The organism is Nannocystis punicea, assembly GCF_026965555.1.
GTDB classification, from domain to species: Bacteria; Myxococcota_A; Polyangia; order Nannocystales; family Nannocystaceae; genus Nannocystis; species Nannocystis punicea.
The window spans coordinates 1,146,096-1,171,018 of record NZ_CP114040.1 but is presented as its reverse complement, the minus strand read 5'-3'; the positions used below and the strand labels follow the sequence as shown (position 1 = coordinate 1,171,018).

The 24,923-nt window shown below is 71.9% G+C and carries 20 protein-coding genes; 11 read left to right on the top strand and 9 right to left on the bottom strand.

Going from position 1 to position 24,923, the window contains the following annotated elements; genetic code table 11:
- Positions 1-317 precede the first annotated feature (317 nt).
- From O0S08_RS04500 to xth, 3 genes are all read left to right on the top strand, one after another.
- Positions 318-926 carry a hypothetical protein gene (locus tag O0S08_RS04500; RefSeq protein ID WP_269037731.1) on the top strand — a complete coding sequence of 203 codons (609 nt, stop codon included), beginning with the start codon at positions 318-320 and terminating at the stop codon, positions 924-926.
- A gap of 9 nt (positions 927-935) precedes the next feature.
- Positions 936-1,781 carry a sulfotransferase family protein gene (locus tag O0S08_RS04495; RefSeq protein WP_269037730.1) on the top strand — a complete coding sequence of 282 codons (846 nt, stop codon included), beginning with the start codon at positions 936-938 and terminating at the stop codon, positions 1,779-1,781.
- 285 nt (positions 1,782-2,066) lie between these two features.
- Positions 2,067-2,873 carry an exodeoxyribonuclease III gene (gene xth, locus O0S08_RS04490; protein WP_269037729.1) on the top strand — a complete coding sequence of 269 codons (807 nt, stop codon included), beginning with the start codon at positions 2,067-2,069 and terminating at the stop codon, positions 2,871-2,873.
- A 169-nt stretch (positions 2,874-3,042) separates the two neighbouring features.
- Here xth and O0S08_RS04485 read toward each other — a convergent pair whose 3' ends face one another.
- Positions 3,043-3,702: a TetR/AcrR family transcriptional regulator gene (locus O0S08_RS04485; RefSeq protein WP_269037728.1), complete on the bottom strand. Its 660-nt coding sequence runs from the start codon at positions 3,700-3,702 to the stop codon at positions 3,043-3,045.
- A 118-nt stretch (positions 3,703-3,820) separates the two neighbouring features.
- Here O0S08_RS04485 and O0S08_RS04480 point away from each other — a divergent pair, with 118 nt between their 5' ends.
- Positions 3,821-5,044 (top strand): cytochrome P450, encoded by a 1,224-nt coding sequence (locus O0S08_RS04480; RefSeq protein ID WP_269037727.1) that lies wholly within the window; start codon positions 3,821-3,823, stop codon positions 5,042-5,044.
- Positions 5,045-5,075: 31 nt separating this feature from the next.
- Here O0S08_RS04480 and O0S08_RS04475 read toward each other — a convergent pair whose 3' ends face one another.
- Genes O0S08_RS04475 through O0S08_RS04465 form a run of 3 tightly spaced genes read right to left on the bottom strand, consistent with a single transcriptional unit; the run spans position 5,076 to position 8,102 of the window.
- Positions 5,076-5,726, bottom strand: coding sequence for a hypothetical protein (locus O0S08_RS04475; protein WP_269037726.1), 651 nt, complete (start codon positions 5,724-5,726; stop codon positions 5,076-5,078).
- Between the two features lie 57 nt (positions 5,727-5,783).
- Positions 5,784-6,839 carry a hypothetical protein gene (locus O0S08_RS04470; RefSeq protein ID WP_269037725.1) on the bottom strand — a complete coding sequence of 352 codons (1,056 nt, stop codon included), beginning with the start codon at positions 6,837-6,839 and terminating at the stop codon, positions 5,784-5,786.
- On the bottom strand, positions 6,840-8,102 hold the full coding sequence (locus tag O0S08_RS04465) for a receptor L domain-containing protein (protein WP_269037724.1): 1,263 nt from the start codon (positions 8,100-8,102) through the stop codon (positions 6,840-6,842).
- A 3-nt stretch (positions 8,103-8,105) separates the two neighbouring features.
- Between O0S08_RS04465 and O0S08_RS04460 the strand changes: the two genes are divergently transcribed.
- Complete coding sequence (locus O0S08_RS04460; protein WP_269037723.1) at positions 8,106-8,300, top strand: hypothetical protein; 195 nt, start codon at positions 8,106-8,108, stop codon at positions 8,298-8,300.
- Between the two features lie 119 nt (positions 8,301-8,419).
- On the opposite strand, the gene O0S08_RS04455 is transcribed toward O0S08_RS04460, so the two are convergent.
- On the bottom strand, positions 8,420-9,904 hold the full coding sequence (locus O0S08_RS04455; protein WP_269037722.1) for a sigma 54-interacting transcriptional regulator: 1,485 nt from the start codon (positions 9,902-9,904) through the stop codon (positions 8,420-8,422).
- Between the two features lie 110 nt (positions 9,905-10,014).
- Between O0S08_RS04455 and O0S08_RS04450 the strand changes: the two genes are divergently transcribed.
- On the top strand, positions 10,015-11,199 hold the full coding sequence (locus O0S08_RS04450; protein ID WP_269037721.1) for a cytochrome P450: 1,185 nt from the start codon (positions 10,015-10,017) through the stop codon (positions 11,197-11,199).
- 51 nt (positions 11,200-11,250) lie between these two features.
- On the opposite strand, the gene O0S08_RS04445 is transcribed toward O0S08_RS04450, so the two are convergent.
- On the bottom strand, positions 11,251-12,198 hold the full coding sequence (locus tag O0S08_RS04445) for a hypothetical protein (RefSeq protein WP_269037720.1): 948 nt from the start codon (positions 12,196-12,198) through the stop codon (positions 11,251-11,253).
- Between the two features lie 164 nt (positions 12,199-12,362).
- On the bottom strand, positions 12,363-13,256 hold the full coding sequence (locus O0S08_RS04440) for a hypothetical protein (protein WP_269037719.1): 894 nt from the start codon (positions 13,254-13,256) through the stop codon (positions 12,363-12,365).
- 390 nt (positions 13,257-13,646) lie between these two features.
- On the opposite strand from O0S08_RS04440, the gene O0S08_RS04435 reads away from it, so the two are divergent.
- Genes O0S08_RS04435 through O0S08_RS04425 form a run of 3 tightly spaced genes read left to right on the top strand, consistent with a single transcriptional unit; the run spans position 13,647 to position 16,689 of the window.
- The gene (locus tag O0S08_RS04435) at positions 13,647-14,627 is read left to right on the top strand and encodes an HlyD family secretion protein (RefSeq protein WP_269037718.1); all 981 of its coding nucleotides are present in this window, start codon (positions 13,647-13,649) and stop codon (positions 14,625-14,627) included.
- Positions 14,627-15,568 (top strand): ABC transporter ATP-binding protein, encoded by a 942-nt coding sequence (locus O0S08_RS04430; RefSeq protein WP_269037717.1) that lies wholly within the window; start codon positions 14,627-14,629, stop codon positions 15,566-15,568. The genes O0S08_RS04435 and O0S08_RS04430 overlap by 1 nt, the downstream gene beginning before the upstream one ends.
- On the top strand, positions 15,565-16,689 hold the full coding sequence (locus O0S08_RS04425; RefSeq protein WP_269037716.1) for an ABC transporter permease: 1,125 nt from the start codon (positions 15,565-15,567) through the stop codon (positions 16,687-16,689). Before O0S08_RS04430 ends, O0S08_RS04425 begins: the two co-directional genes overlap by 4 nt.
- Here the strand turns inward: O0S08_RS04425 and O0S08_RS04420 are convergent.
- Positions 16,670-17,182 (bottom strand): hypothetical protein, encoded by a 513-nt coding sequence (locus O0S08_RS04420; RefSeq protein WP_269037715.1) that lies wholly within the window; start codon positions 17,180-17,182, stop codon positions 16,670-16,672. The genes O0S08_RS04425 and O0S08_RS04420 overlap by 20 nt on opposite strands.
- Positions 17,183-17,205: 23 nt before the next feature.
- Positions 17,206-17,493 (bottom strand): hypothetical protein, encoded by a 288-nt coding sequence (locus O0S08_RS04415; RefSeq protein ID WP_269037714.1) that lies wholly within the window; start codon positions 17,491-17,493, stop codon positions 17,206-17,208.
- 186 nt (positions 17,494-17,679) lie between these two features.
- Here O0S08_RS04415 and O0S08_RS04410 point away from each other — a divergent pair, with 186 nt between their 5' ends.
- On the top strand, positions 17,680-20,415 hold the full coding sequence (locus O0S08_RS04410; protein WP_269037713.1) for a DEAD/DEAH box helicase: 2,736 nt from the start codon (positions 17,680-17,682) through the stop codon (positions 20,413-20,415).
- A complete protein-coding gene (locus O0S08_RS04405) occupies positions 20,412-24,866 on the top strand; it encodes an Eco57I restriction-modification methylase domain-containing protein (RefSeq protein ID WP_269037712.1) in 4,455 nt (1,484 codons plus the stop codon). The genes O0S08_RS04410 and O0S08_RS04405 overlap by 4 nt, the downstream gene beginning before the upstream one ends.
- The last annotated feature ends 57 nt before the right edge of the window (positions 24,867-24,923 follow it).

Here is a 24,923-nt window from a genome sequence, read left to right as displayed (position 1 = left end):
GCCCAGGGCTCACGCGCCTCGCCGACGAACCGCGCGGCCTCGTCCTCTGTCTCTTCCGCCATGTCCCCAAGACCAGCCACGAGGCGAGCCCCGCGCCGCCGGCCAGGCTACGGCCCCCGCCCCGTCAACCGCGCTCGCTCCCCCACCTGTCTTTAAAGCCATCCATCCCCCGACCGTCTGCACGCGTGAGCCGGTGCGGGGCCCCGGGGCCGCTGGGCCTGCGGGCCCGTCCTGGCCCGTCTGGCCGCGAACCCGGGGCCCGCGCGGCCGCTCGCGCACTCGCGGCCGCCCCGCATCTCGACTACGATGGTCGAGCGATGGACGTCCACCGCCTGCGCAACCTGACCTTCCTGATGTCGCTGGGCGGCCTCTCGGCCGCGTGCTTCAACGACGAGGGCCCGCACGAGGACGGCGCCGGTCCGGGCGGCACCACGGACACCACCGGCACCACCACCACGGGCGGGCTCGACGGTGACACCACCACGACCTCCGGCGACGCCCTCAGCACGACCACCGCCGCCGACACCTCGACCGGCGAGCCCCTCACCAGCACGACCTCGACCGGCGAGCCCGACACCACCACCACCGAGGCCACCACGATCGACGGCGCCACCACGACCGACGGCGCCACCACCGGCCCCGGCCCGGACGGCCAGGTGTGCTTGCAATACGGGGCCAAGTACGTCGAGTGCTACCCGCAGTACGCCCGGTTCGCCGAGTCGGTCATCGAGGGCTGCGAGTCGCTGGTCGAGAAGGGCGAAGAGGTCGACGGCCCCGCGTGCGGCCAGGCGTTCGAGGAGTTCTTCGCCTGCATCACCTCGCTCGAGTGCCGGCAGATCGACCAGGAGTTCAACACACCGATGTTCTGCGTCGGCCCGCTCGGCCTGATCGAAGAGTTCTGCCCGATCACCGGCGAAGACTTCTGAGGCGCCGCCATGCTGTTCGTCTCCGGCACCAAGCGCAGCGGCACGTCGATGTGGATGCAGGTCCTGCGGGCCGCCGGCTTCCCCGTGCTCGGCGAGGCGTTCCCGCGCGGCTTCACCGAGGCCCTGCACCAGGCCAACCCCGCCGGCTTCTACGAGTCGATCCTCCGCCACGGCGTCTACTTCCGCACCAACCCCCATCCGGTCACCGGCGAGTACTTCCTGCCCGAGCACGTCGAGGGCTACGTCGTCAAGGTGTTCGTCCCCGGCGTCATCCGCAGCGAGCGCGCCTACATCACCCATCTGATCGCCAACGTCCGCGAATGGCGCGAGTACGAGGCCTCGATCCTCCGCCTCTACGCGCTCGAGCGCGAGGGCCTCGCCGCCAAGGGCCAGCCTGTCCCCGAGGACAGCTTGTACTTCCCGCCCGCCTACGAGTGGTGGATGGAGAACTTCGCCCTCGTCCGCGACATCAGCCTGCGCCGCTACCCGGCCCGCCTCATGACCTACGACCAGGTCCTCGACGACCCCGTCGGCACCCTCTCCGGCGTGCTCGACTGGCTCGGCCGCGGCGACCTGGCCGCCGCCCTCCCGACGATCCAGCCCGCCTACCGCACCCAGACCCGCCCCCACTCCGACAGCGTCCCGCCCGCGCTCGCCCGCGTGTTCGACGACCTCTACGCCGGCGTCGCCGCCCAGAAGCCGTTCCCCGAGTCGCTCCTGCGCGACCTCAACGCCACCAACCGCGCCCTGCTCCCCGAGCTGACCGAGCTCCAGCGCAAGGTCGCCCTGGCCCAGGCCCGCGCCCCGAGAGGCCCCGCCCCCGAGCGCCCCACCGGCCTGCCCGACCTCGACTGAAGGACATGTTCCAAGGGGCATGTTTTAAAAGACATTCCCCTTCGCACATGTCTCGACGAGCGCCCTCCGCGTCCGCGAGGCCCTGCCCTCGCCGGGCCCCGACCTCGCCTCGCGGGGCATCGCCCCCTGCGGGGAACCTCGCCCTCGCGTGCGTCGTCGCGGGCCGCTCCACCAGCGGCCTCGACGTGCTCACCACCGAGGCCGGCCGACGCGAACGCGCGCGATCACGCGCCGGTCGAGGCCGGTTGCGGCGAGGCGCGGCGGCGGTCAAGCTGGGCCACCTCGATGTCCGCGCTGAAGCTCGCCACCTACAACATCAACGGCATCCGCACGCGCCTGCCGGTCTTGCTCGAGTGGCTCGCCAAGGCCCGGCCGGACATCGTCTGCCTGCAGGAGCTCAAGGCCGTCGACGCCGACTTCCCGGTCGCCGAGCTGCGCAAGGCCGGCTACGGCGCGCTGTGGCACGGCCAGCGCTCGTGGAACGGCGTGGCGATCCTGGCGCGGGACGGCATGCCGCTCGAGAGCCGGCGCGGCCTGCCGGGCGACCCTGACGACACCCAGAGCCGCTACCTCGAGGCCGCGGTCCACGGCGTCCTCGTCGGCTGCCTCTACCTCCCCAACGGCAACCCGCAGCCCGGCCCCAAGTTCGACTACAAGCTCGCCTGGTTCGATCGGCTGATCGCCCACGCCGCGACCCTGTGCAACGCCGGCATCCCCGCCGTCCTCGCCGGCGACTTCAACGTCGTGCCGACCGACGCCGACATCTACAACCCCAAGTCGTGGCGCAAGGACGCCCTGCTGCAGCCCGAGAGCCGCGCCCGCTACACCCGCCTGCTGTCCCAGGGCTGGCTCGACAGCCTGCGCCACCTCCACCCGGACCAGCCGATGTTCACGTTCTGGGACTACTTCCGCCAGCACTGGCAGCGCGACGCCGGCCTCCGCATCGACCACCTGCTCCTCAACCCCGAGCTCGCCCCCCGCCTCCTGGACGCCGGCGTCGACCGCTGGGTCCGCGGCCTCGAAGGCACCAGCGACCACGCCCCCACCTGGATCACCTTCACCGGCTACACGGTGCCCGCCATCGACGATTGATGGCTTCCCTTTCAGACATGTTTTTATGAACATGTCTTGATAGACATTTCCCATAGAACATCCGTCTCATGCGACGCGGTCGGCCCCCCATCTCGGTGGCCGACGAGTGACGGCAGGCCTCACGCGCGTCGAGCTTCGACGAGACCGCGGCGCTCGACCCAGCCGGTGATCATGTCGATCGTGTCGCCCGTGCCGCACGCGGGCGCGTCGAACCGGGCTTGTGCGCCTCACGGGCGAGCGCCCCGTGCAGCAGCAGATCGACGATGCGGACCAGCGTGGGCTCGTCGAGCCCCCCTGGGTCGGAGAGCAGGCGCTGCTGGATCGCCGCGCCGAGCACGGTCAGCAGCAGCATCGGATCGACGCCGGACGCGAGCTCGCCCCGCGCCGCCGCCGCCTCGAACATCGCCGTGAAGGCGGTCGCATAGGTCTCGCGGACCGACTTGGCGATCGCCATCAGCTCCGGGTCCGCACCCTCGGCGGCGATCACCCGGCCGACGCCGCGGAACACCGGCGACCGGCCGAGCGCCGCGACCCGGCGCGCGATCTCGAGGAAGTCGACGCGCAGCGAGCCCTGGCTGCTGATGTTGAGCGACTCGCCGGGGAGCGCCACGATCGCCGCCCGCACGAGCTCCGGCTTGCTCGGCCAGCGGCGATACACCGTGGTCTTGTTCACGCCCGCGCGCGCCGCGACGTCCTCGATCCGCAGGGCGCGGTAGCCGACCTGCCCGAGCTCCTCGAGGGTCGCCGCAAGCACGCCCTGGACCACCGGCTCGCCCCGAACGAGCGCTCGCGCCTTCGACCCTCGCTTGCCCTGTCCGCTCGCCTTCACGCGCCGAGGGTAGCAGCCGGCGGGCAATTTCTCCCATTGCGCGCCGCTTACCGTCTGGTAAACAACCATCGCAACTTTTTAGTTGCGATGAACCGGCCAGCGAGCAAAAGGCATGACCATGGCAGACACGACCGCGCTCTTCTCCCCCGCGCTGATGGACGACCCCTACCCGCTCTACGCCCGCCTGCGCGACCAGGCGCCGGTGTTCAAGCTCGATCCGCCCGGGCTGTGGGTGGTCAGCCGTTACGAGGATGTGCTGTTCGTCCTGCGCCATCCGGAGCTGTTCTCGTCGAGCCGGCGCGCGGTGCTCGAGACGCTGCGGGACCCGCGGCTCGAGGACAGCGTGAAGACGATGTTGAGCGGCTCGATCATCGGCGCCGACCCGCCGGACCACGCGCGGCTGCGCAAGCTGATCAACGCCGCCTTCACGCCGCGGGCGATCGCCGCGCTCGAGAGCCGGATCCGCGACCTCGCGCGCGAGCTCATCGACGAGGTCATGCGCGGCGAGGACGAGTTCGACCTGATGGAAGCGCTCGCCGTGCCCCTGCCGGTGATCGTGATCTCGGAGCTGCTCGGCGTCGACACCGCCCGGCGCGCCGACTTCAAGCGCTGGTCCGACGACCTGCTCGCCGGCTCGAACTTCGTCGAGCGGCTCCCCGAGGCGGAGATCGAGCGGCTGCGAAAGAGCCACGCCGAGTTTTTCGACTACTTCCGCGAGATGATCGACAGCCGCCGCAAGGCGCCGCGCGAGGACCTGATCAGCGACCTCGTCCGCGCCGAGGTCGAGCGCGAGATGTTGACCGCGGACGAGGTGCTGTCGATGGCCCTCATCCTGCTGATCGCGGGCAACGAGACGACCACCAATTTGCTCGGCAACGGGACGGCCGAGCTCCTGGACCGCCCCCACGACCTCGCCCGCCTGCGCGCGGACCCGACGCTGATCCCCGGGTTCGTCGAGGAGGTGCTCCGCTTCCGCTCGCCGGTGACGATGATGGTCCGCACCGCGAGGGAGGACGTCACGCTCGCCGGGGTGACGATCCCGAAGGACCAGCCGGTCGCCGCGTTGCTCGCCTCCGCGAACCGCGACCCGGCCCAATTCCCCGACCCCGATCGCTTCGACATCTCGCGCCAGCACGCCGGCCACGTCGCGTTCGGGCACGGGATCCACTTCTGCGTCGGCGCGCCGCTGTCGCGCCTCGAGGGCAGGATCGCCTTCGAAGAGATGTTCCGCCGGCTGCCCGCGCTCACCCGTGTCCCGGGCCCGCTCGACTGGCACCCGAGCCCGACCCTCCGCGGCCTCAGGACCCTGCGGCTGCGCATGCACCGGGAGGCTTCGACCTGACGGCACGTCCGTCGCTGTTGGAGCTGCACGCTCAGCCGCGAGCCCGCCGCCGCCATCGTCCCAGGACGAGCGCCAGCCCGCAGAGCGCCAGAACGCCCGGGCCCTCTGCATCATGCACGTCGCAGCCGGCCCGGCCGTGAGCGGCCGGCGGCGGCGGCGGCAAGGCCGGTGGCTCGTGCGGCGGCCCGCCGCCCCAGCACTGGTAGCACGACAGCGCCGCCGGCGGCACGCGCTTGCTCGTCTCGGCGCGCGCCTCGTCGGACACGCGAAATGCAAACGCGGCCGGCTGAATCACATGATACGCCCCGGGCGACAGCGGCTGCTCGAGCTCGAACCGGGGCCACCCGAGGCACGCGCCCTTCTCGCGGAAGGCGGCCTGCATCGGCACCAGCGACCGCTCCTCGCTCGTGCGGCTCAGCTCGATCTGCGTCGCCGGCACCGACACGACGCAGCCGCCGGCGTCCCGCTCCCTCGGCGCCGACGAGTCCTCCGGCGAGTGATGCCCGTCCCCGCAGGCCACCACCAGGCCCACCGGCAGCTCCGCCGGCCACACATCGTCCGCGGGGCTCGTGCAATCGTCGAACACCATCCGGACGTCGCAGCGCGTCAGGCACGTCGCCCGCGCGACAGACGGCGCGTGGAACAGGGCGAGCGCTCCCAGGACCGCGAGCTGCCAGCGCATGCCGAACGTGTACCACGCCGCAGCTCGGGCGAGCACGCGACCGTCGGCGGCCGGCCGTCAGGGCGCGGGATCGACGAGCCGCAGCTCGACGTCCTGAACGGCGCGAGAGGTGGAGCTTGCCGGCGCGAGCAAGGTGTAGAGCCCGGCGTCGAGGTCGAGCTCGACGTCGGTGTCGAGGCTCGGTAACCCGTCCGGCGGGCTGACACAGGCGCCACATCCCCACAGCTCGACCTTGCCGGAGGAGCGGAGGCGATAGCGGCCGGCGCGCTCGACCCGGAGCGGCATGGAGGTCCACATCCCCGTAAAGAGCACTTGCGGCGACGGGTCCCTGACGCCGACGTAGCCGGGGTCGTCGCAGGAGACGACGAAGCTGTGCGACCACACGTCGGCGACCCGTTCGGCGCCCTCGGCTTCGCAGAGGTCGACCGCATACGTGCAGCCGAGCGGCGAGGCGAGGTATTCGGCCTCGAGCTCGGCCAGCGACTCACCGTAGACCTCGAGGAAGAGCGCGCGGATGTCGTCCTCGGACCAGCTCCGGGCGCCCTGATACATGCGCCGGAAGGCGTCCAGGCCGCGCGTGTCGATCAGGAAGCGGGTGAACAGCGCCGCGGCGCCGTAGTCGAGCGTCCCCGTCGTCAGGGTGAGTTGATCGCCGACGGGAATCGGCGCGCTCACGAGTACGGGCCCCTCCAGCGCCGCGGCGATGCCCTCGGCGAAGAACGAGACGCTGGGCCCCCACGCCTCCCACGTGATGGCGTGGACGAGCTCGTGACGCAGCGTGGCCAGCGGCAGATCGAAATCGGCGAGCGATTCGAGGTACGACGTGTTCGGGTCCGCCAGGTAACACGCATGCGCCGCCGGCGAGCACACGGAGATGTCGCCCACCTCCACGAGCGCGACGAAGTCGTCGGGAACCGGCTCCCCGAGGAAGGCGAACGCGCGCTCGATGAAGCGATCGAGGCTCTGCACGCTACCGGCGCACAGCTGCTCCGTCTCGACCGTGGTGTCGATGGTGAAGTGCTCACCGACCCACGCCGGACGGGGCTCCTCGGCGTCGGGAGCCGGAGGCGCGCAGGCCACGAGGAGGACGAGGACGAGAAGATGAGCGCGCATTCAGACTCCGCAGCCGTACGGATCGACGAGGCACAGGCCGGTGCCCGGCTCCCCGTCCGCGTTCTGCTCGCCGTCGCAGACGGAGTCGTCGGGCCACGGACACGGATCGAGCACGGTGACCTGGCCCTCGTTGTCGCCGACGCGAGGCTCGTCATCATGCTCGACCTCGGCGAGCAACGCGTCGACGGCCGCGGGCGGGAGCGCGGCGTTGCCGAAGATCCACACCTCGCCGGCGCGGGACAGCGCCGGCAGCCACGAGCGGAGCTCGGTGAGGCTCGCGTTGTGCTCGATGCGCAGGCCCTCCACCTGCGTGAGGCCCGTCCAGGGGGCGAGCTGCGCGAGCGCGCCGTTGTCGGTGAGGACCAGCCAGCGGAGCTCCTCGCCGTCGATGGCGCAGTCGATCCGCGTGAGCGCGGCGTTGTGGATGATGAAGACCGTGGCAGTCGTCTCCGGGACCGGGGTGAGGACCGCAGCCAGGCGCTGCAGGCCCGCGTTGTCGCGGACATTGAGGGAACCAAGGGTCCAGCCGGTGAGATCGAGCTCGGTCATCCGCGGGTTGTCATGGATGAAGACCGACCCGACGCCCTCGAGCGGGGAGAACCCGACCAGCCCGTCGAGCCCCGTGGACGCGACATTCAGACGCCCGAGCCGCACGAGCCCGGAGAAATCGACGCTGCGCAGGTTCGGCAATGCCACGAGGCCGAGCGCCCCATCGACCCGCGCCAGCGCGGGGAACTCGAGCGTGGCGAGCCGTTCGCTGTCCTGGACGATGAAGTCGCCGGCCAGGGACTCGACGCGCTGCAGGCCCGCGATCGCGGCGAGCTCGGGGTTGAGCGCGAGCTGGAGGCCGCCGATCTCGGCGAGGCGATCGCCGAGCTCGACGGACACGAGGCGCGGGTGCTCGCCGACGTAGAGCGTCCCGCCGATCCGCTCGAGCGCGGGAAAGGCGTCGATTGTGGTGAGCGCGGGGTTGTCGGAGATCGACAGGGCGCCGCCGATCTCCCGCAGGGACGCGAAGCGCGGCAGCTCGGTCCACTCGGGGTTGGCGAAGACGAGGAGCGAGCCGGCGATCGATTCGATGCGCTCGAGGCGGGCGAGCTCGGCGGCCGTCCGATTGTTCACGACGACGTCGCCGAGGACGCACAAGGGCCCGGAGACGCCGGTGTCCCACAGCTCGAGCCCCTCGACCTCGGCGCAGGGCTCCGGCGCGCAGGCCAGGAGTCCGGCCCCGAGGACCCCGGCACGAACTCTTCTGGGGACCATTTAATGAATCGTAACCGCGCCCCCTCCGCGGCGATATCGGGCCTCGCCTGGTTCGGCGCGCCGCGCCGCCGCTTCGAGGGCAAATCGATGCGCGCGACGCCACCCGAGAGGACCCGCTCGCAGTCCCCCGCGTCCGGCGACAAGAGCGCCGACAACAACGGCCCGCTTGACGATTTCTGGATCGTCAAGCTGCAATGATCGTACATATCCTGAAAAACATGCCCTAAAAAGCATGTCCTTGAAGACATATCGTCGCCTTTTTGTCTCGACTGCGGCCGTGTCCGGCCTCGCGGCGCACGAACACTCGCCGCCCGCCCTCACCCGCCCCGCCGCAGCCGCCGGTACAGCGTCGACGGGCTGATCCCGAGCTCCGCCGCCGCCCGCTGCTGATGACCCCCGTGCCGCTCGAGCGCCGCCGCGATCGCCGCGCTCTCGAGCTGCTGCAGCGACCCACCGCGGGCCGCAGGCGGCGCGCCGATGTCCTCCGGCAAGTCACTCACCTCGACCATCGGCCCGACGGCCAGCGCCGCCGCGCGCTCCATCGCGTTCTCCAGCTCGCGCACGTTGCCGGGCCACGCGTGGCACAGCAGGCGATCCTCCACGTCTGTCCCGAGAGACATCTCCTCCCGTCCCATCCTCGCGCACGCCGCCGCCAGAAGCGAGCGCGCCAGCGGCAGGATGTCCTCCCGCCGCGCCGCCAGCGACGGCAGCCGCAGCTCGACCACGCGCAGCCGATAATAGAGGTCGCGGCGGAAGCTCCCGTCTTCCACCGCCGCAGCGAGGTCGCGATGGGTCGCCGCCACGACGCGGGCGTGGATCGGCCGCGCATGGTTCTCGCCGACTCGCCGCAGCTCGCGCTGCTGCAGCGCGCGCAGCAGCTTGACCTGCATCGCGGGCGACATCTCGCCGACCTCGTCGAGGAACAGGGTGCCGCGCCCCGCCGCCTCGAGCATGCCCACGCGGTCGCGGCTCGCCCCCGTGAACGCCCCACGCGCGTGCCCGAACAGCTCGCTCTCCAGCAGCGGCTCGGCGATCGCCCCGCAGTGCAGGGCCAGGAACGGCGCCGACGCGCGAGCCGAGCGGGCGTGGATGAAGCGCGCCAGCCGATCCTTGCCCGTGCCGCTGGCCCCGAGCAGCAGCACGTTGCTGTCGACCGCCGCCACGCGCCGCGCCAGCTCGAGCACGCGCCGCATCGCCGGGCTGCGCGTCTCCCACTCGTCCGTCACCGCATCGACACCCGGCGGCGAATGCACCGAGCCGCGCGAGCCCCACGCCTCGCGCGGGCGCGCGAGGAAGCGGCACGTCGGATCGCCGCGACCGACGCAGCGATCCTCGAGCACGACGATGTCGCGCTGCTCGACGCAGCTGAGGTACCCGCTGGCGAACCCGGCCAGCGTCCAGCACACCGGCTCCTCGGCCTTCCCGCAGTGCAGCAGGTGCTGCTCGGCCTCGTACGAATCATCGACCGTCGCGCCCTCCGGCGTCATCGGCCCCGTGCCCGGCGCCAGCCGCAGCATCCCCTGCAAGATGCCCACGCGCCCGCCGGCGTCGCGGATCGCGTGCTCGCTGTCCCACTCGAAGCGGCTGCGCATCGCCTCCGCCGCGCGCCACCCCTGCACGTGTCCGAAGCGACCGAGCAGCGCCCGCGCCCCTGCAGTCCCCAGCGCAGCCAGCAGCTCCCGGCGCAGTGCCCCCAGGGCCGCGGCGTCGACGATCACCGCGCGCTGCCCGGCGAAGTGCAGCGCGCCGACCCGATCGTCCGCGGCCAACAACGTGTCGATGTCGAGATCTTCCGCCCGCATGGTCCGGTCATTGTGACCGACCGCGACCGGTCGGCGTGACCGAACCACGCCGCCCCGTCCTTGCAAGTCCGCGGACCCACGCGTGGCACGCGACCTGCGAGTGGCGGCGTATGCGAACCAGCATCGACATCCTCGCCCCCGAGGTCCGCGCCGATCCGTACCCCCACTATGCGGTCCTCCGCCGCGACCATCCCGTCTGCCTGGCCGAGCCCGGCGGCATGTGGCTCGTCAGTCGCCACGACGACATCATGACCATCCTCCGCGATCCCGCGCGGTTCTCCTCTCAAGGCTTCCGCGCCGTGTGGGAGCCGCCCTGGCTCGGCTACAACCCGCTCGCGCGCTCGATCCTGGCGATGGACGGCCCGGCCCACACCCGCCTGCGCGCGCTCGCCAGCCGCTCCCTCGGCCCGCGCGCAGTCGCCCGCCTCGAGCCGGCGATCCGCGCACGCTGCGAACGATTGCTCGCCGGCATCGACGGCGACGTCGAGCTCGTCGCCGCCTACGCCGCCCCGCTGCCGGCCTTCGTGATCGCCGACTTGCTCGGCCTCGACGAGTCGCTCGGCGCCCGGTTCAAGCGCTGGGCCGACGACTTCCTGTCCGTCACACCCGAGCCGCTCGACGCCGATCACCCCGCGCGCGTGAGGACCACCATCGCCGAGCTGTCCGCCTACTTGACCGCGGTGATCGCCGACCGCCGCCGCGCCCCGGTCGACGACACCGTCAGCGACCTGGTGCGCGCCGAGGTCGACGGCCAGCGCCTCGGTGACGGCGAGATCCTCGAGTTCATGGTCGCCATCCTCCTCGGCGGCCTCGAGACCACCACCCACCTGATCGCCACCTCCGCCCTGTTCCTCGCCGCGCGCCCCGACCTCTGGAGCCGCCTACGCGCCGACCCTGCGGCGATCCCCGCGTTCGTCGAGGAGATGCTGCGCTTCGACGGCCCCACTCAATCGCTGCCGCGCTTCACCACCTGCGACGTCGACCTCGCCGGTGTCACCATTCCCGCCGGCTCCCTGGTGCTGGCATTGCTCGGCTCCGCCTGCCGCGACGAGCGTCGCTTCGTCGACCCCGACCGCTTCGACATCGACCGCGGCAGCTCGGCCGGGCTGAACTTCGGCCACGGCGTCCACTTCTGCCTCGGCGCCGCCCTCGCCCGCATGGAGGCCCAGATCGCCCTCGACGCCCTGGTCCGCCGCTTCGCCCGCCCAGGGCGCCTGCCGGGCGAGATCACCTACAACCGCACCATGACGGTCCGCGGCCCCGTCACCGCCCCGCTGCGGCTGCTCCGGAGCTGACCGCGGCGGGCGAATGTCGACATGTCCCTCGGGACACGTTCTCACCGCGGCTCAGAGCGGCGGCGGCGGCAGCGGGATGTGACCGTCCTCGTCCTCCAGCGGCAGCGAGTCGCGGATCCACATTTTGAACAGATCCGGCCCGCCGTCGCGCTGGAACAGCAGATAGCCGTGTTGGTACAGGCTGTTCGGCAGGTCGGCCGGCAGGTCGTCTTCCCGGTACTGCCGCCTCAGCTCGCGCAGGGTCGCAAGATCGTCGCCGCCGTCGATGCGCACCGTGGGGTACTCGGAGGTCGGCCCCTCCACGGCAGCGATCGCCGACGGATCGATCGTCAGCGGCCAGGGCGCTCCCGACATGCCGGGCGCGCCGCCGGGGACGACCACCACCGACACGCGCAGCGCCCCGAGCAGCGGCTCGCCCTGCTCCCACAACGTATCGGTCCAGGCCTTGCTGAGCGGCCCCAGCGCCTGCGCCGCGGCCGGCCCCTCCTGGCAAGCGGCGTAGCACGACATCGTCGCCACGCCGTCGGTGACCACCAGGGTGGTGCTGTCGAAGTCGCCCTTCGTGGTCCAGTGACCGGCGATCTCGGCGAGCCCGCCGTAGTCCATCTCGCGTGACAGCGCCTCCTCGGTGGCGACGTCCATCACCCCCTTGCGCGCGTCCGACCACTGGACCCCCTCGAGTTGCGCCAGGGCGTAGTACTCGCAGGTCCCGAGCACGTAGAGGTAGCGGAAGCCGAGCGCGCGCTCGAGCTCGTTCTCGATCGATCCGCCGCCACCGACGACCATGGCGAGCCGGATCGCGTCCGAGCCGTCGCAGATCTTCGCCCAGTCGTCGCCCCCGGTGCTGCTGCTGGTCGGCTGATCGCCGGAGCTGCTCGTGGCGTCCGAGCTGTCGGAGCTGCCGGACCCGGAGCCGCTGGAACTATCGCCGGAGTCGGTCTCCTGCGCGGGATCGTTCGGGCGGCACGCGAGCGCGGAGAAGACGGCGACTGTGATCAACGTTCGTAAGTAAGCCATGAATCAAGATGGACCGCCCTCCGCGAGCGGTCAAGCGACGGGCGAGGAAACAGAACTCGGTCCATGCGGCCATGGCGTGAGCCTCTGTCGCCGACCGCTCTTCCTTCGCGATCGAGCGTCGCATTCATCGGCGCGACGGCTCGCCCTCATCGCGGCAGCCCCGCGAGCTCCCCGTCGTGCCCGATCACGCGATACGTCGTCGCCGCCGCCGCCGTCATCACCACCGCGTTGCCGGCCAGCAGCAGCAGGTCGTGCAGGCGCTCGCCGTCGTCGGGTACGCCGAGCGCCAGAGTCAGGCCGAGCCACACGATCAGGCGCACGAACGGGTACGCCATCGCCAGCCCGAGCAGCTGCCTGCGACCGACCTCGTCCGAGTCGGCCAGCGCGGCCATCACCCCGATCAGCGCCGACGCCACGAAGTTGCGCGTCGGTCCGCCGAAGTCCTCGGCGAGCATCGGCCCCCCGACCAGCGCCCCGGTGATCGCCGCCGACGACACCGTCAACACGAACGCCACCGCCAGCACGCGCAGCGCCTGGCGCGTCAACTCGGTGCGCCGCCCCGCCACCCCGAGCGCCGTGCTCAGCACCAGCGGCGAGAACGGCGTGAAGATCAACGCCCCCACGGCCAGCAGCGTGTCGCTCTTCAACATCGCGTAGGCCAGCAGCGCCGCCGACACCCACGTGCGCGCCACGAAGCTCGCGGTGATGTGGCAGTAGCGCCACAGGTCGTGGTGCACGTCGGTCAACGGCACGCCCGCCGGCACCGTCACGCGCCTCGCCGACTCCTCGTTGACCAGCGCGAGCACCTCGTGGGCCGAGAACCTGACCGTGCGCCGATCGAACAGCGGCGAGCGCAGCAGCTCGCGCAAGAACGTCCGGATCTTCGGCGCCGACGACTTCAGCGTCATCTCCTCGGCGGTCGTCTCGCGGCCGAGCACCCGCACCTCGTGCACGCTCGCCTCGGCGATCCCGGCCGCGCGCGCCAGGTCGAAGACGGCCTCCGCGGAGCCCCGCGGCAAGGTCAGCCGGATCTCCCGCATCGCCGCGAAGGATGGGCGCCTCGCCTCGCCCCGGCCAACCTGCCCGTCCAGCACGCCGCCCGCCGCTCCTCGTCCGCTCCGCCGAGAAACGGCGCAGGCCACGCCTTCGAATCGCCGCCCGCCGGCTCGCCACCTGTCCCCGGGACATGACAGCCGCACCGAACCACCGGCACCCGGGACAACATGCCCCGAGAGACATGTTCCCACGGACATCGACAGCGAACGCCGCCCGGGCCCGACGCAGAGCTCGCTCGAGCTCGCAATAACAAGATGTCCGTTCGGACATGTCCATAAGACCTCCTCCTCGTCTCCTCTGCCCGCCTGCTTGCGGTCGGGCCCGTCTCCCTTCAAGAAAAGGGCCGCAGCGGGGCCTCGATGGCGAGCTCGACCATGGTGAGTCGCGACCACGCAGTCACGGCGCGGCTCGTCCTGCTCGCGGCCGTGCTCGTGCACGGCTGTTCGGCCGAGCGCAAGGACCCGCACGCCGGCCAGTTTCAGGGCGTCGTCGAGCTCGACGAGCGGGTCCTCGCCTTCGAGGTCCCGGGTCGGGTCCTCGCGATCGCCGTCACCGAGGGTCGCTGGCTCGCGGCGGGCGACGAGATCGCCCGGCTCGACGACACCCTCGAGCGGCTGCAGCGAGACGCTCGCGCCGCCGAGGCCCGCGCCGCGCGGGCCGAGCTCGACCTCGTGCGCGTCGGTCCGCGGCCCGAGGAGATCGCCAGCCTGCGCGACGCGGTCACGGCCGCGCGCGCCGAGGAGGCCCTCGCCAGCAGCGAGCTGAGCCGACAGCGACGACTCGCCGCCACCGGCACCATTCCTCCCGTCCAGCTCGAGCGGGCCGTCGCCGCCGCCGATCAGTCCGCCGCGCGCCGGCGGGAGGTCGAGTCGCGGCTCGCCGCGCTGAAGAAGGGCGCGCGCAAGCAGGAGCTCACCGCGGCGCGGGCCCGGGCCGCCGCCGCCGCCACCGAGGTGCGCGCGGCCGACGAGCGGATCCTCCGTCACGTCCTGCGCGCCGACCGGCCCGGCCTCGTGCTCGACGTCCACCTCCGGCCCTACGAGTTCGCCAATGTCGGCACTCCGGTCGTCACCGTCGGCGACGTCCGCCGGCCCTACGTCGACATCTTCGTCCCCCAGGCGCGCATCGACGAGGCCGTGCTCGGCGGCCGCGCGCGCGTCGAGGTCGAGGCCGCAGCCGCGCCGCTTTTCGGTTGGGTCGAGTACATCGGCAATCGCATGGAGTTCACCCCGCGCTTTCTCTTCAGCGAGCGCGAGCTGCCGAACCTCGTCATCCCGGTGCGCGTGCGCGTCGACGACCCCGACGCCACTCTGCGCGCCGGCGCGCCCGCCTTCGTCACCTTGCAGGACGCGTGATGCCCGACTCGAACGAGCTCGTGGTCGACGCCCAGCACCTCTCGCGGCGCTTCGGCAATTCGGTGGCGGTGCGCGACGTCAGCCTGCAGGTGCGGCGCGGGGAGATCTTCGGCGTCCTCGGGCCCAACGGCGCCGGCAAGTCCACGGCCCTGCGCATGCTGTGCGGCGTCCTCGACCCGACCGGCGGGCGGGCGATCGTCGTCGGCCACGACGTCGCCCGCGAGCCCGAGCAGGTCAAGGCCAGCATCGGCTACATGACCCAGAGCTTCAGCCTCTACACCGACCTCACGGTCGCCGAGAACATCGGCTTCTACGCCAGCCTCTACGGCCTCGGCGGCGCCGAGCGACGACGACGAATCGACCACGTCCTGCGCGAGTCGGAGCTCGACGCGCGCGCGCATCAGCTGGCCGGCGAGCTCTCGGGCGGGTGGAAGCAGCGGCTCGCGCTCGTCTGTGCCACCATTCATCAGCCGCCGCTGCTCTTCCTCGACGAGCCGACCGCCGGCGTCGACCCGCTCAGCCGGCGCGAGTTCTGGGAGCAGATCCACGGCCTCGCCACCGCCGGCACCACCATCGTCGTCACCACCCATTACATGGACGAGGCCGAGCGCTGCCACCGGCTCGCCTTCATCTTCCACGGCGAGGTGTTCGACAGCGGCCGGCCCGACGAGATCGTCGCCCGCGCCGGTCTGTCGATCGCCGAGTTCGTGGTCGACGACGTCGACCAGGCCACCTATTTGTTGCAGGACATGCCCGGCGTCGAGGAGTGCGCGCATTACGGGCACGTCCTCCGCCTCGCCGTCCACGGCGGCGCCGAGGCCGTCGCCGACGCCCGCGCGCGCCTCGAACGCGCCGGCCTCGCGCTCCACGACGTGCGCGAGACCCGGGCCACCGTCGAGGACGCCTTCGTCGCCATGGTCCGGCGGGAGCGGCGAGCATGAGGCGCCTGCTCGCAGTCAGCCTCAAGGAGCTGCGGCAGCTGCGGCGCGACCGCCTCACCCTGGCGATGATGATCAGCATGCCCGTCAGCGAGCTCCTGCTGCTCGGGTACGCCATCAACACCGACGTCCGCCACATCCAGACCGTCGTCCTCGACCGCGACCGCTCGGCCGCCTCGCGCCGGCTCGTCGTGCAGATGCAATCGACCGGCTATTACGACATCGTCGGCGACGTCGAGAATTACGCCGACGTCGCCCGCGCCTTGCGGAGCGGGCGCGCGACCGTCGGCGTCGTCGTCCCGGCCCGCTTCTCGTCCGACCTCACGCGGCGACGGCCGACCCGGGTGCAGCTGATCGTCGACGGCTCCGACCCGCAGCTGCTCGGCACCGCCATCGACACCGCCAGCGGCCTCGCGGCCGCCCGCTCCGCCGAGCTCGCCACGCCCGGCCTGCCGCAGACGCACGCGCGACCGACCCCCGCGCCGCTGAGCTTCGAGCCGATCATTTTGTACAACCCCGAACAGCGGACCGCCGTTTACATCGTCCCTGGCCTCATCGGCGTCCTCTTGACCATGACCATGGTCATGCTGACCTCGATGGCGCTGACCCGCGAGCGCGAGCGCGGCACCCTCGAGGCATTGATCGTCTCGCCGGCCACCCGCCTCGAGATCGTCGGCGGCAAGATCGCCCCGTACATCGCCATCGGCTACGTGCAGATGTCGCTGGTCCTGCTGGCCGGCTGGTGGTTCTTCGACGTCCCGACCGCCGGCTCCGTCCCGCTGCTCTACCTGCTCGCCGCCCTCTTCATCGCCGCCCACCTCGCCCTCGGCCTGCTGTTCTCGACCGTCGCCCGCACCCAGCAGCAGGCGATGCAGATGTCGTTCTTCTTCCTCCTGCCCAACATCCTGATCACCGGCTTCGTGTTCCCGTTCGAGTCGATGCCGCTCGCGGTGCAGCACCTCGCGCAGGTCCTGCCCCTCACCCACTTCCTCCGCGTGGCCCGCCGGATCCTCCTCAAGGGCGCCCACCTCGAGGACATGAACGCGGAGGTCGTCTGGCTCGCCGCCATCGTCGCCGTCTTCATCGTCAGCGCCGCCGTCCGCTTCAAGAAGAAGCTCCTGTGACGGGGAACCGCAGCCCCGCGACCACCCGGTGGAAGCTCGCGCGCCCGGCCGCGAACGCGTGCGGCGGCGCCATGTACTGCAGGTCGAACAGGCAGCCGTCCTTCTTCACCACGTACAGCTCGAGCTCGGTCTCGACCTCGCCCTTGAGCGAGGCCCGCACGACCGTGTGCAGCGCCTCCCGGTCGATCAGCTGCACCACCTCCTTCGACGCGACCTCCCAGCGCTGGAAGTCGATCGCCAGCTCCTGCGTGAACGCCTCGAGCGAGGCGTCGCCGTGCCCCTCGCATTGCGAGCCGAGCGCGATCACTGCGTCCAGCTGTGGGTGGTACCACGCCACCTGCGCGCCCTCGCGGGTCAGCGGCCGCCACCCCGGCCCCGGCAGGCCGAACCCGTACGTGGCGTCACGCCGGCCCTTCCGCCCCGGCTCGGCGTAATACGTGTCACCGAAGTCCGCCCACCCGTAATGGCAAGACGTCGACAACGCGGCGCCCATCGCCCATGCGATCGCCCGGCGTCTCAATTCGCAGGCACCGGCGGCGGACTCGGCGGAATCGTCGGCGGCGGCGGGATCGTCGGCAGCGCCTGCGGCACGGTCACCGCGGGCTTCAGCGGCTGCAGCTTCGGCGGCGGCGGCGGCTCGGGCGGCTTCGGCAGCGGGGTCATCGGATCTGGCGGCGGAATGGGCGGCTCCGGCGGCGGCGGCTCGAACGACGGCGCCGGCGGCTCCGCTGAATCGGCGGCCGCCGATCGCTCGACCCCGACCACCGCCAATAGGAGGAGAAGACCGAGCCCACGATTCCGCATCCGCCGAACATATCCCGATCGCCACGCCGCGCAACTCCGCGCGCCGCCGATTCACGGCCGTCCGCACGCCGGCCCGCGAATGTGTAGAGTTGTCGCGGCCATGAGCGCGTTTTCGCCCGAGCGCAGCATGCGCGGCTTGGACCGTCGATTCATCCTCGCTACCCTGCGCTTCGCGCGATCGATCGCATGACCGAGCCTCGCACCCACGTCGTCGGCGCGCGCGTCCTGATCCGCGACGAGGAATGGCTGGTGCGCGGCGTCCGGATCACCGCCGGCGGGGCCGCCGAGCTGCACGTCGTCGGCCTCTCGCCGCTCGTGCGCGACCGCGAGGCGATGTTCCTCGACGACCTCGACGCGATCGAGACCCTGCGGCCCGAGGACACCGAGCTCGTCTTCGACGACACCCCGCATTGTCGCCGCGGCCGCCTGCAGCTCGAGGCCCTGCTGCGGCGGAGCCCGCCGACCGACGCGCGGCTGTACCTCGGCCACCGCGGCGCCATGGACCTCGCCGAATACCAGCTCGAGCCGGCCGCCCTCGCCCTGGCCCAGCCGCGCCCGCGCTTGCTCGTCGCCGACGGCGTCGGCCTCGGCAAGACCGTCGAGGTCGGCGTCCTGCTCGCCGAGCTGATCCGCCGCGGCCGCGGTCGGCGGATCCTCGTCGTCACCCTGCGCAGCGTCCTCGCCCAGTTCCAGGCCGAGCTGTGGGCCCGCTTCGCCATCCCGCTCGTGCGCCTCGATGCCGGCGGTCTGCAGCGGATCCACCGCTCGCTCCCCGCCGGCATGAACCCGCTCGATCGCCTGGACCGCGTCATCGTCTCGATCGACACCCTCAAGCAGGACGAGAAGTACCGCCGCGACCTCGAGCAGTGCCGCTGGGACGTCGTCGTCATCGACGAATGTCAGCACGTCGCCGACCGCAGCGCCGCCCGCGGCGAGCGCTCGCGCCGGTCCCGCCTGGCCGCCCGCCTCGCGCGCACCTGCGACGCCCTCGTCCTCACCTCCGCCACCCCGCACGACGGCCGCCCCGAGAGCTTCGCCAGCCTCGTCGACCTCCTCGACCCGACCGCGATCGCCGACTCCTATCATTACACCCGTGACGACATCGCCCGACTGTACGTCCGCCGATTCAAGAAGGACGTCGCCCACGAGGTCCGCGGCGCCTTCCCCGAGCGCTCGCTCGCCCTGCACTCGATCGCCGCCGGCCCCGCCGAGGACGCGGTGTTCGCCGCGCTCGCGGCCGCCGAGTTCCGCACCGTCGACGGCGACGACCGCGGCGTCCTCCTGCGCACCCTCCTGCTCAAGGCCTTCCTCTCCTCGCCCGCGGCCCTGCGCGCCAGCCTGGCCGAGCGACGCGGCCACCCCCGCGTCCTCGCCGACGACCCCGCCGCCGCGCACGACCGCCACATCCTCGACGACCTCGACCGCCTCGCCGCCGCCGTCACCCCGGCCCGATTCGGCAAGCTGCAGCGCCTCCTCGAGCTGCTGCGCGACCTCGGCGATCGCCGCGTCGTCGTCTTCTCCGAGCGCATCGACACCCTCGAGCAGCTCGCGATCTTCCTGCCCGCCGCCCTGGGCCTCGAGCCCGCGGCCGTCGGCGTGTTCCACGGCGCGCTCGACGAATCGAGCCAGGAGGCGCTGGTGCACGCATTCGCCGGCGAGCGCGGCCCCCTGCAGCTCTTGCTCGCCTCCGACGCCGCCAGCGAGGGCCTCAACCTCCATTACGTGTGCCACCATTTGATCCACTTCGATCTGCCGTGGTCGCTGATCACCCTCGAGCAGCGCAACGGGCGGATCGATCGCTTCGGCCAGCGTCACCCGCCGCGCCTCGATTATCTGCTCACCGTCCCCGGCGACGCCCGCCTGCGCGGCGACCTGCGGGTGCTGGGGCGCCTCGTCGACAAGGAGCGCGCCGCCCACGACAACCTCGGCGACGTCCGCTGGCTCATGGGCCTGTTCGACCCCACCGCCGAGGCGCGCCGGATCGCCGAGGGCATCGCCGCCGGCGAATCTTGTGAGAAGATCGTCCCCGACGCCGTGAAGGATGCGCTCCCGGCCGCTCGTCCCGCCGCTCGCGCGGTGCGAGCCGAGCCCCTGTCGCTGTTCACCGACGACGCGTTCGCCCGCAAAGCCTTCGCCGAGCTGCACCGCGCCGATCCGGAAGTCCCCCTGCCCGACTACGATGGTTCGCAGGCGCTCCTGCGCGTCGTCCCGTCCGCCGACCTCGCGCGCCGCCTCGAGCTGCTGCCGCCCGAGGCCCAGGCCGCCGCCCTGCGCCTGTCCGCGGAGCCCCGCGCGGTCCAGCGGGCCCTCGCCGAGGCCCGCGAGCGCGGAGACGGCTGGCCCGACCGCTCTCTGGCGTGGGAGCTGCACCCCGTGTTCGACTGGCTCGTCGAGCGCCTCCTCGCCGGCCTCCCTCGCCAGTGCGCCCCCGTCCTCCGCGTCACCCGCGGCCTGCCCGCACAGGTCGCCTTCGTGACTCAGTCGATCGCCGTCGACGGCCACGGCCGCCCGCTCGTCGTCGACTGGTCCGCAGTGCTGTTCGCGGCCGGCGGCCCCCCGACCATCGCTCCACTTCAGGACATGATCCATGGGACATGCTTCAATGAGCATGCTCCATCCGACATGTCCATGAAGACATTGCTCCCCCTGCGCGAGCCCGCCGTCGCCGCCGCGCGGCGCCACGTCCGGCAGCTGTGCCAGGCCCGCCTGCGCGAGCGAGCCGCCGCGCTCGCGCCCGAGCAGCGGCGCCTCGAGGATTGGGCCGCGCGCGTCCGGTCCACGCGCTCCGCCCGCCAGCTGCTCGAGCTCGACGCCGAGCTCGCCGCTCGCCGCCGCTGGCTCGCCGACAGCCTCGCCGTCTCGCCGGTGCCCCACGTCCGGATCGCCGCAGTCCTGATCGGGCCGGAGGGAGCGAGCGCATGAGCCTCGAGCTGGCCGGCATCCACAACGTCGGCGAGTTCTATTCGCAGCACTACGTCGACGTCGTCCTCGCCGCCGACCTCCAGCCCGCCATCGACGCCTGGCCCGACGAAGCCCACGCCCCCCATCGCCGCCTCGCGGCCCTCGCCGGCGACTTCTTCAAATCCTATCACCGGGCCGGCGAGCACCGCGGCGCGCGGCGCCTGCAGCAGGCCCAGGAGTTCCACGCGCGCCTGCTCGCCGCTCTCGGCTACACCCCTGCTCCGGCAGCGACCGCCCTCGGCCGCGACCTCCTGCTCCCGACCGTCGCCACGATCGATCACCGCCATCGCCCGTACCTGTGGCTCGTCGAGGCCCCGTTCCCGCCGGACCGTGATCGCGCCGACCCATTCGGAGAACATCCTCGAGTCGAGCAATACCCCGAGGCCTCTCGCGCGGGCGCGACCGTCGATCGCAGCTGGCGCGACCTGTTCGACGGCCCGCTCCTCCGCGCCGAGGACGCCCCGCGCTGGCTCCTCTTCCTCGCCGGCACCGACGTCTTCCTCATCGACCGCGACAAGTACTTCGCCGGCAAGCACCTGCGCTTCGATTTGGTCGAGCTGTTCCGCCGCGGCGATCGACGGGCCCTGCAGCTCGCCGCCGCCCTGCTGCACGCGGACGCCCTCCGGCCCGACGGCGCCACCTGTCGCCTCGACCACCTCGACGACCATTCGCACCGGCACGCCTTCGCGGTCTCGACCGACCTCAAGCGCGGCGCCCGCGAGGCGATCGAGCAGCTCGCCAACGAGGTCGTCCATTTTCACAGCGGCGCCGCGCCGTCGCTCGTCGAGCAGCCCGGGTTCGCCGACCGCCTGGCGCGCGAATGCGTGGTCTACCTCTACCGCCTGCTGTTCCTGTTCTACGTCGAGGCCCGCGGCTCCGAGCTGCGGATCGTGCCGATGCACACCGACGCCTATCGCCGCGGCTACTCGCTCGAGGCCCTGCGCGACCTCGAGCTCGTGCCCCTGGACTCGCCGGCCGCCCGCGACGGTTACTACTTCGATGCGTCGCTGAGGGCCCTGTTTCGCCTGATCCAGCGCGGCTATCCCACCGCTCCCGCACGGCCTCACGACGGCGCCGCCGGCTTCGTCCTCTCCGGTCTCCACGGCGAGCTGTTCGACGACGCCCGCACCCCGTTGCTGGCGAGCGCCCGTCTGCGCAATCACGTCTTGCAGGACGTCCTGCGGCGATTGTCCCTGTCGCGCCCGCAGGGCAAGCAGAGGCCCGGACGGATCTCCTACGCCCAGCTCGGCATCAACCAGCTCGGCGCGGTCTACGAGGGCCTGCTCAGCTTCACCGGCTTCTTCGCCCGCGAGGACGTGCTCGAGATCCGCGCCGCCGCCGACCTCGCCGACGACGACGCGCGCACCTGGTTCGTCGCGCGCTCTCAGCTGTCCGCCTATTCCCGGGACGAGCTCGTGCGCGACGAGCACGGCCAGCCCGTGCTCCACCCGCGCGGCAAGTTCCTCTATCGCCTGGCCGGCCGCGAGCGCGAGAAGAGCGCCTCTTATTATACGCCCGAGGTCCTGACCCGCTGCCTGACTCGCCACACCCTGGCCGAACGCCTGCACGGGACCAGCGCCGACGAGATCCTCGAGTGGAAGATCTGCGAGCCGGCGATGGGCTCCGGCGCCTTCCTCAACGAGGCCATCGATCAGCTGGCCGACGCCTACCTCGCGCGCAAGCAGGCCGAGCTCGGCCGCACGATCGCCGCCGAGCACTACGCCCACGAGCGCCAGCGCGTGAAGTACCGCCTCGCGGTCCACAACTGTCACGGCGTCGACCTCAACCCGCTGGCCGCCGAGCTCGGCAAGGTCTCGCTGTGGCTGAACGTCCTCCACGCCGGCGCCACCGCCCCGTCCTTCGCCCTGCGGATCGCCGTCGGCAACAGCCTGATCGGCGCCCGCCGGGCCGTGTTCGCCGTCGACGCGCGCGGCCGCATCGACGAGGCCGAGCCGACCGCGCTCTCGTGGGCGAGCGAGCGCCGCGAGCACGACATCTATCACTTCCTGCTCCCCGACGCGGGCATGGTCGGCTTCGACGACGACAAGCCGCTCCGCTCGCTCGCGCCGGAGGTTGTCACGCGGATCAAGGCGTGGCGCAGGCAAATGCTCGCGGTCGACCTCGCGTCCGAGCTCCCGCGCCTGGCGGCGATCTGCGCCCGCGTCGACGCCCTGTGGTGCGCCCACCTCGCCGAGCGACGATCGGCGCTGCGTCCGCCGCTCTCGGTGTGGGGCCAACCGGAAGCCCCGCTCGAGTCCGTCGACACATACGAATCGTCCGCCCGCGCGCTCGCCCGCGCCGACGCCCCCGGGCGCAAGCTCGCCGCGATCATGGATGCCTGGTGCGCCCTGTGGTTCTGGCCCATCGACCATGTCGATGCATTGCCGACCCGCGCCCAGTGGCTCGCCGACGTCGAGCATCTGCTCACCTCGGGCGACCTCGACGCCGACACCGATCGCCCCGCGCTGGCAGTCGTGCGAGGCGTCGCCCGCGAGCAGCGCTTCTTCCACTGGGAGGTCGCGTTCCCCGAGGTCTTCGCCGCCGGCGGCATGGACATCGTCCTCGGCAACCCTCCGTGGACCAAGGTCGTGTGGGAGGAGGCCAGCGTCCTCTCCGACCTGCAGCCGCGCCTCGGCCTCGACAAATCGGCCGCAGCGGTCACCCCGGAGGTGCGCCGGCGCCTCCTGGCCGACCCCGCCGCGCGCCGCCTCTACTGGCGCGAGCTGACCACCAATATCGGCACCCGCAATTTTCTCAACAATCGCCGGCTCTACCCGCTCCTCGGCGGCACCGCCTCCAATCTTTACAAGGCGTTCCTCGTCCGCGCCTGGTCGCTCGCCGGGCCGCGCGCCGTCGTCGGCCTGTTCCATCAGACAGGTGTGTTCGACGACCCCGCCGGCGGCCCGCTGCGCGCCGAGCTGCACCACCGCCTGCGCTTCGCCGCCCGCTTCCAGAACAAGCTGATGCTGTTCCCGGAGGTCCTGCACACCCGCCCGTACGCCTTCACGATCTGCGGCGAGCGGCGGGATGCTCCCGACTTCCGCTACGTCGCCAACCTGCTCCACCCGCGGACCCTCGACGAGTGCCTCGCCCACGACGGCAGCGGCGAGGTCCCCGGGATCAAGGGCGACGACGGCGAGTGGGACCTCCGCGGCCACCGCGATCGCCTCGTCCGCGTCGACGCCGACGCGCTCGCCGTGTTCCGCGCGGTGTTCGACGCCCCCGACACCCCGCTCGCCGAGGCACGCCTGCCGATCGTCCACGGCGCCGCGCTGCTGTCGATCCTGCGCAAGTTCGCCGCCGCTCCGCGGCGCATGCTCGACCTCGCCGACGAATACACCGTCAGCGAGCACTTTCACGAGACCTATCAGCAGCAGGACGGCACGATCCGCCGCCTCACCCGCAGGCCCGACGACCTCGCGCAGTGGATCGTCTCCGGTCCGCATTACTACGTCGCCACCCCGTTCGCCCGCGATCCCAACGAGGCCTGCCGCAGCCACATGGACTACACGACGATCGACCTCACCGCGATCGCCTCCGACTACCTCCCGCGCACCAACTACCTCCCGGCCTGCAGCGCCGACGTGTACGCCGCTCGCAGCCCGCGCTGGCGCGACGCCCCGCTGGCGGCGCGCCACCGGTGGATCGCCCGCAAGATGCTGTCGCCCTCGGGCGAGCGGACCCTCATCGCCGCCGTCCTCCCGCCCGGGCCGGCCCACATCGGCGCCAGCGTCAGCCTCGCCTGTAGCGACGACGCCACCATGATCCACCTCGCCGGCCTCACCGCCTCGCTGCCCTACGACTTCTGGCTCAAGATCACCGGCAAGTCGAACCTCAGCAACGACGTCGTCAAGCACCTGCCCTTACCCGACGCCGGCCGCGCCGCGATCGTCCTGCGCGCCTTGCTGCTCAATTGCCTCACCGAGCATTACGCCCGCCTGTGGCGCGACCTGTTTTGCGAGGAGTTCCGCCGCGACCGCTTCGCCGCCGTCGATCCGCGACTGCCCACATTCACCGGGTTAGGTCCGCGGTGGACCCCGGACACCCCGCTGCGGACCCCGTTCGCGCGCCGGCAGGCGCTGGTCGAGCTCGACGTCCTGGCCGCGCTGGCCCTCGGCCTCTCGCTCGCCGAGCTGCTGTCGATCTACCGCCTGCAATTCGCGGTACTGCAGCAGAACGAGCGCGCCACCTGGTACGACCGCCGCGGCAAGGTCGTGTTCTCCGACAACGTCCTCTTGGCCGACCTCGGCGTCGACCGCCGGCGATGGCCGCAGATCGCCGACGCCCGCGCCGGCGACGCCCTGCCCCCGTGGGCCCGCGACGCCCAGGGCCCGTACGTCCCGCCGTTCGACCGCCGCGACCGCGAGTCCGACCTGCGCCGCGCCTACGAACATTTCACGGCGCGCCTGTGAACAATCAGGCGCACGCGCTCGGCAGGCGAGCGACCGCTTGTCATTCGCAGCACCGCG

What these genes read in the sequence shown, in the direction of transcription:
- O0S08_RS04500 (WP_269037731.1), top strand. Translation starts at nt 318, where the DNA reads ATGGACGTCCACCGCCTGCGCAACCTGACCTTCCTGATGTCGCTGGGC.
- O0S08_RS04495 (WP_269037730.1), top strand. Translation starts at nt 936, where the DNA reads ATGCTGTTCGTCTCCGGCACCAAGCGCAGCGGCACGTCGATGTGGATG.
- xth (WP_269037729.1), top strand. Translation starts at nt 2,067, where the DNA reads ATGTCCGCGCTGAAGCTCGCCACCTACAACATCAACGGCATCCGCACG.
- O0S08_RS04480 (WP_269037727.1), top strand. Translation starts at nt 3,821, where the DNA reads ATGGCAGACACGACCGCGCTCTTCTCCCCCGCGCTGATGGACGACCCC.
- O0S08_RS04475 (WP_269037726.1), bottom strand. Translation starts at nt 5,726, where the DNA reads ATGCGCTGGCAGCTCGCGGTCCTGGGAGCGCTCGCCCTGTTCCACGCG.
- O0S08_RS04470 (WP_269037725.1), bottom strand. Translation starts at nt 6,839, where the DNA reads ATGCGCGCTCATCTTCTCGTCCTCGTCCTCCTCGTGGCCTGCGCGCCT.
- O0S08_RS04465 (WP_269037724.1), bottom strand. Translation starts at nt 8,102, where the DNA reads ATGGTCCCCAGAAGAGTTCGTGCCGGGGTCCTCGGGGCCGGACTCCTG.
- O0S08_RS04460 (WP_269037723.1), top strand. Translation starts at nt 8,106, where the DNA reads ATGAATCGTAACCGCGCCCCCTCCGCGGCGATATCGGGCCTCGCCTGG.
- O0S08_RS04455 (WP_269037722.1), bottom strand. Translation starts at nt 9,904, where the DNA reads ATGCGGGCGGAAGATCTCGACATCGACACGTTGTTGGCCGCGGACGAT.
- O0S08_RS04450 (WP_269037721.1), top strand. Translation starts at nt 10,015, where the DNA reads ATGCGAACCAGCATCGACATCCTCGCCCCCGAGGTCCGCGCCGATCCG.
- O0S08_RS04440 (WP_269037719.1), bottom strand. Translation starts at nt 13,256, where the DNA reads ATGCGGGAGATCCGGCTGACCTTGCCGCGGGGCTCCGCGGAGGCCGTC.
- O0S08_RS04435 (WP_269037718.1), top strand. Translation starts at nt 13,647, where the DNA reads ATGGTGAGTCGCGACCACGCAGTCACGGCGCGGCTCGTCCTGCTCGCG.
- O0S08_RS04430 (WP_269037717.1), top strand. Translation starts at nt 14,627, where the DNA reads ATGCCCGACTCGAACGAGCTCGTGGTCGACGCCCAGCACCTCTCGCGG.
- O0S08_RS04425 (WP_269037716.1), top strand. Translation starts at nt 15,565, where the DNA reads ATGAGGCGCCTGCTCGCAGTCAGCCTCAAGGAGCTGCGGCAGCTGCGG.
- O0S08_RS04420 (WP_269037715.1), bottom strand. Translation starts at nt 17,182, where the DNA reads ATGGGCGCCGCGTTGTCGACGTCTTGCCATTACGGGTGGGCGGACTTC.
- O0S08_RS04415 (WP_269037714.1), bottom strand. Translation starts at nt 17,493, where the DNA reads ATGCGGAATCGTGGGCTCGGTCTTCTCCTCCTATTGGCGGTGGTCGGG.
- O0S08_RS04410 (WP_269037713.1), top strand. Translation starts at nt 17,680, where the DNA reads ATGACCGAGCCTCGCACCCACGTCGTCGGCGCGCGCGTCCTGATCCGC.
- O0S08_RS04405 (WP_269037712.1), top strand. Translation starts at nt 20,412, where the DNA reads ATGAGCCTCGAGCTGGCCGGCATCCACAACGTCGGCGAGTTCTATTCG.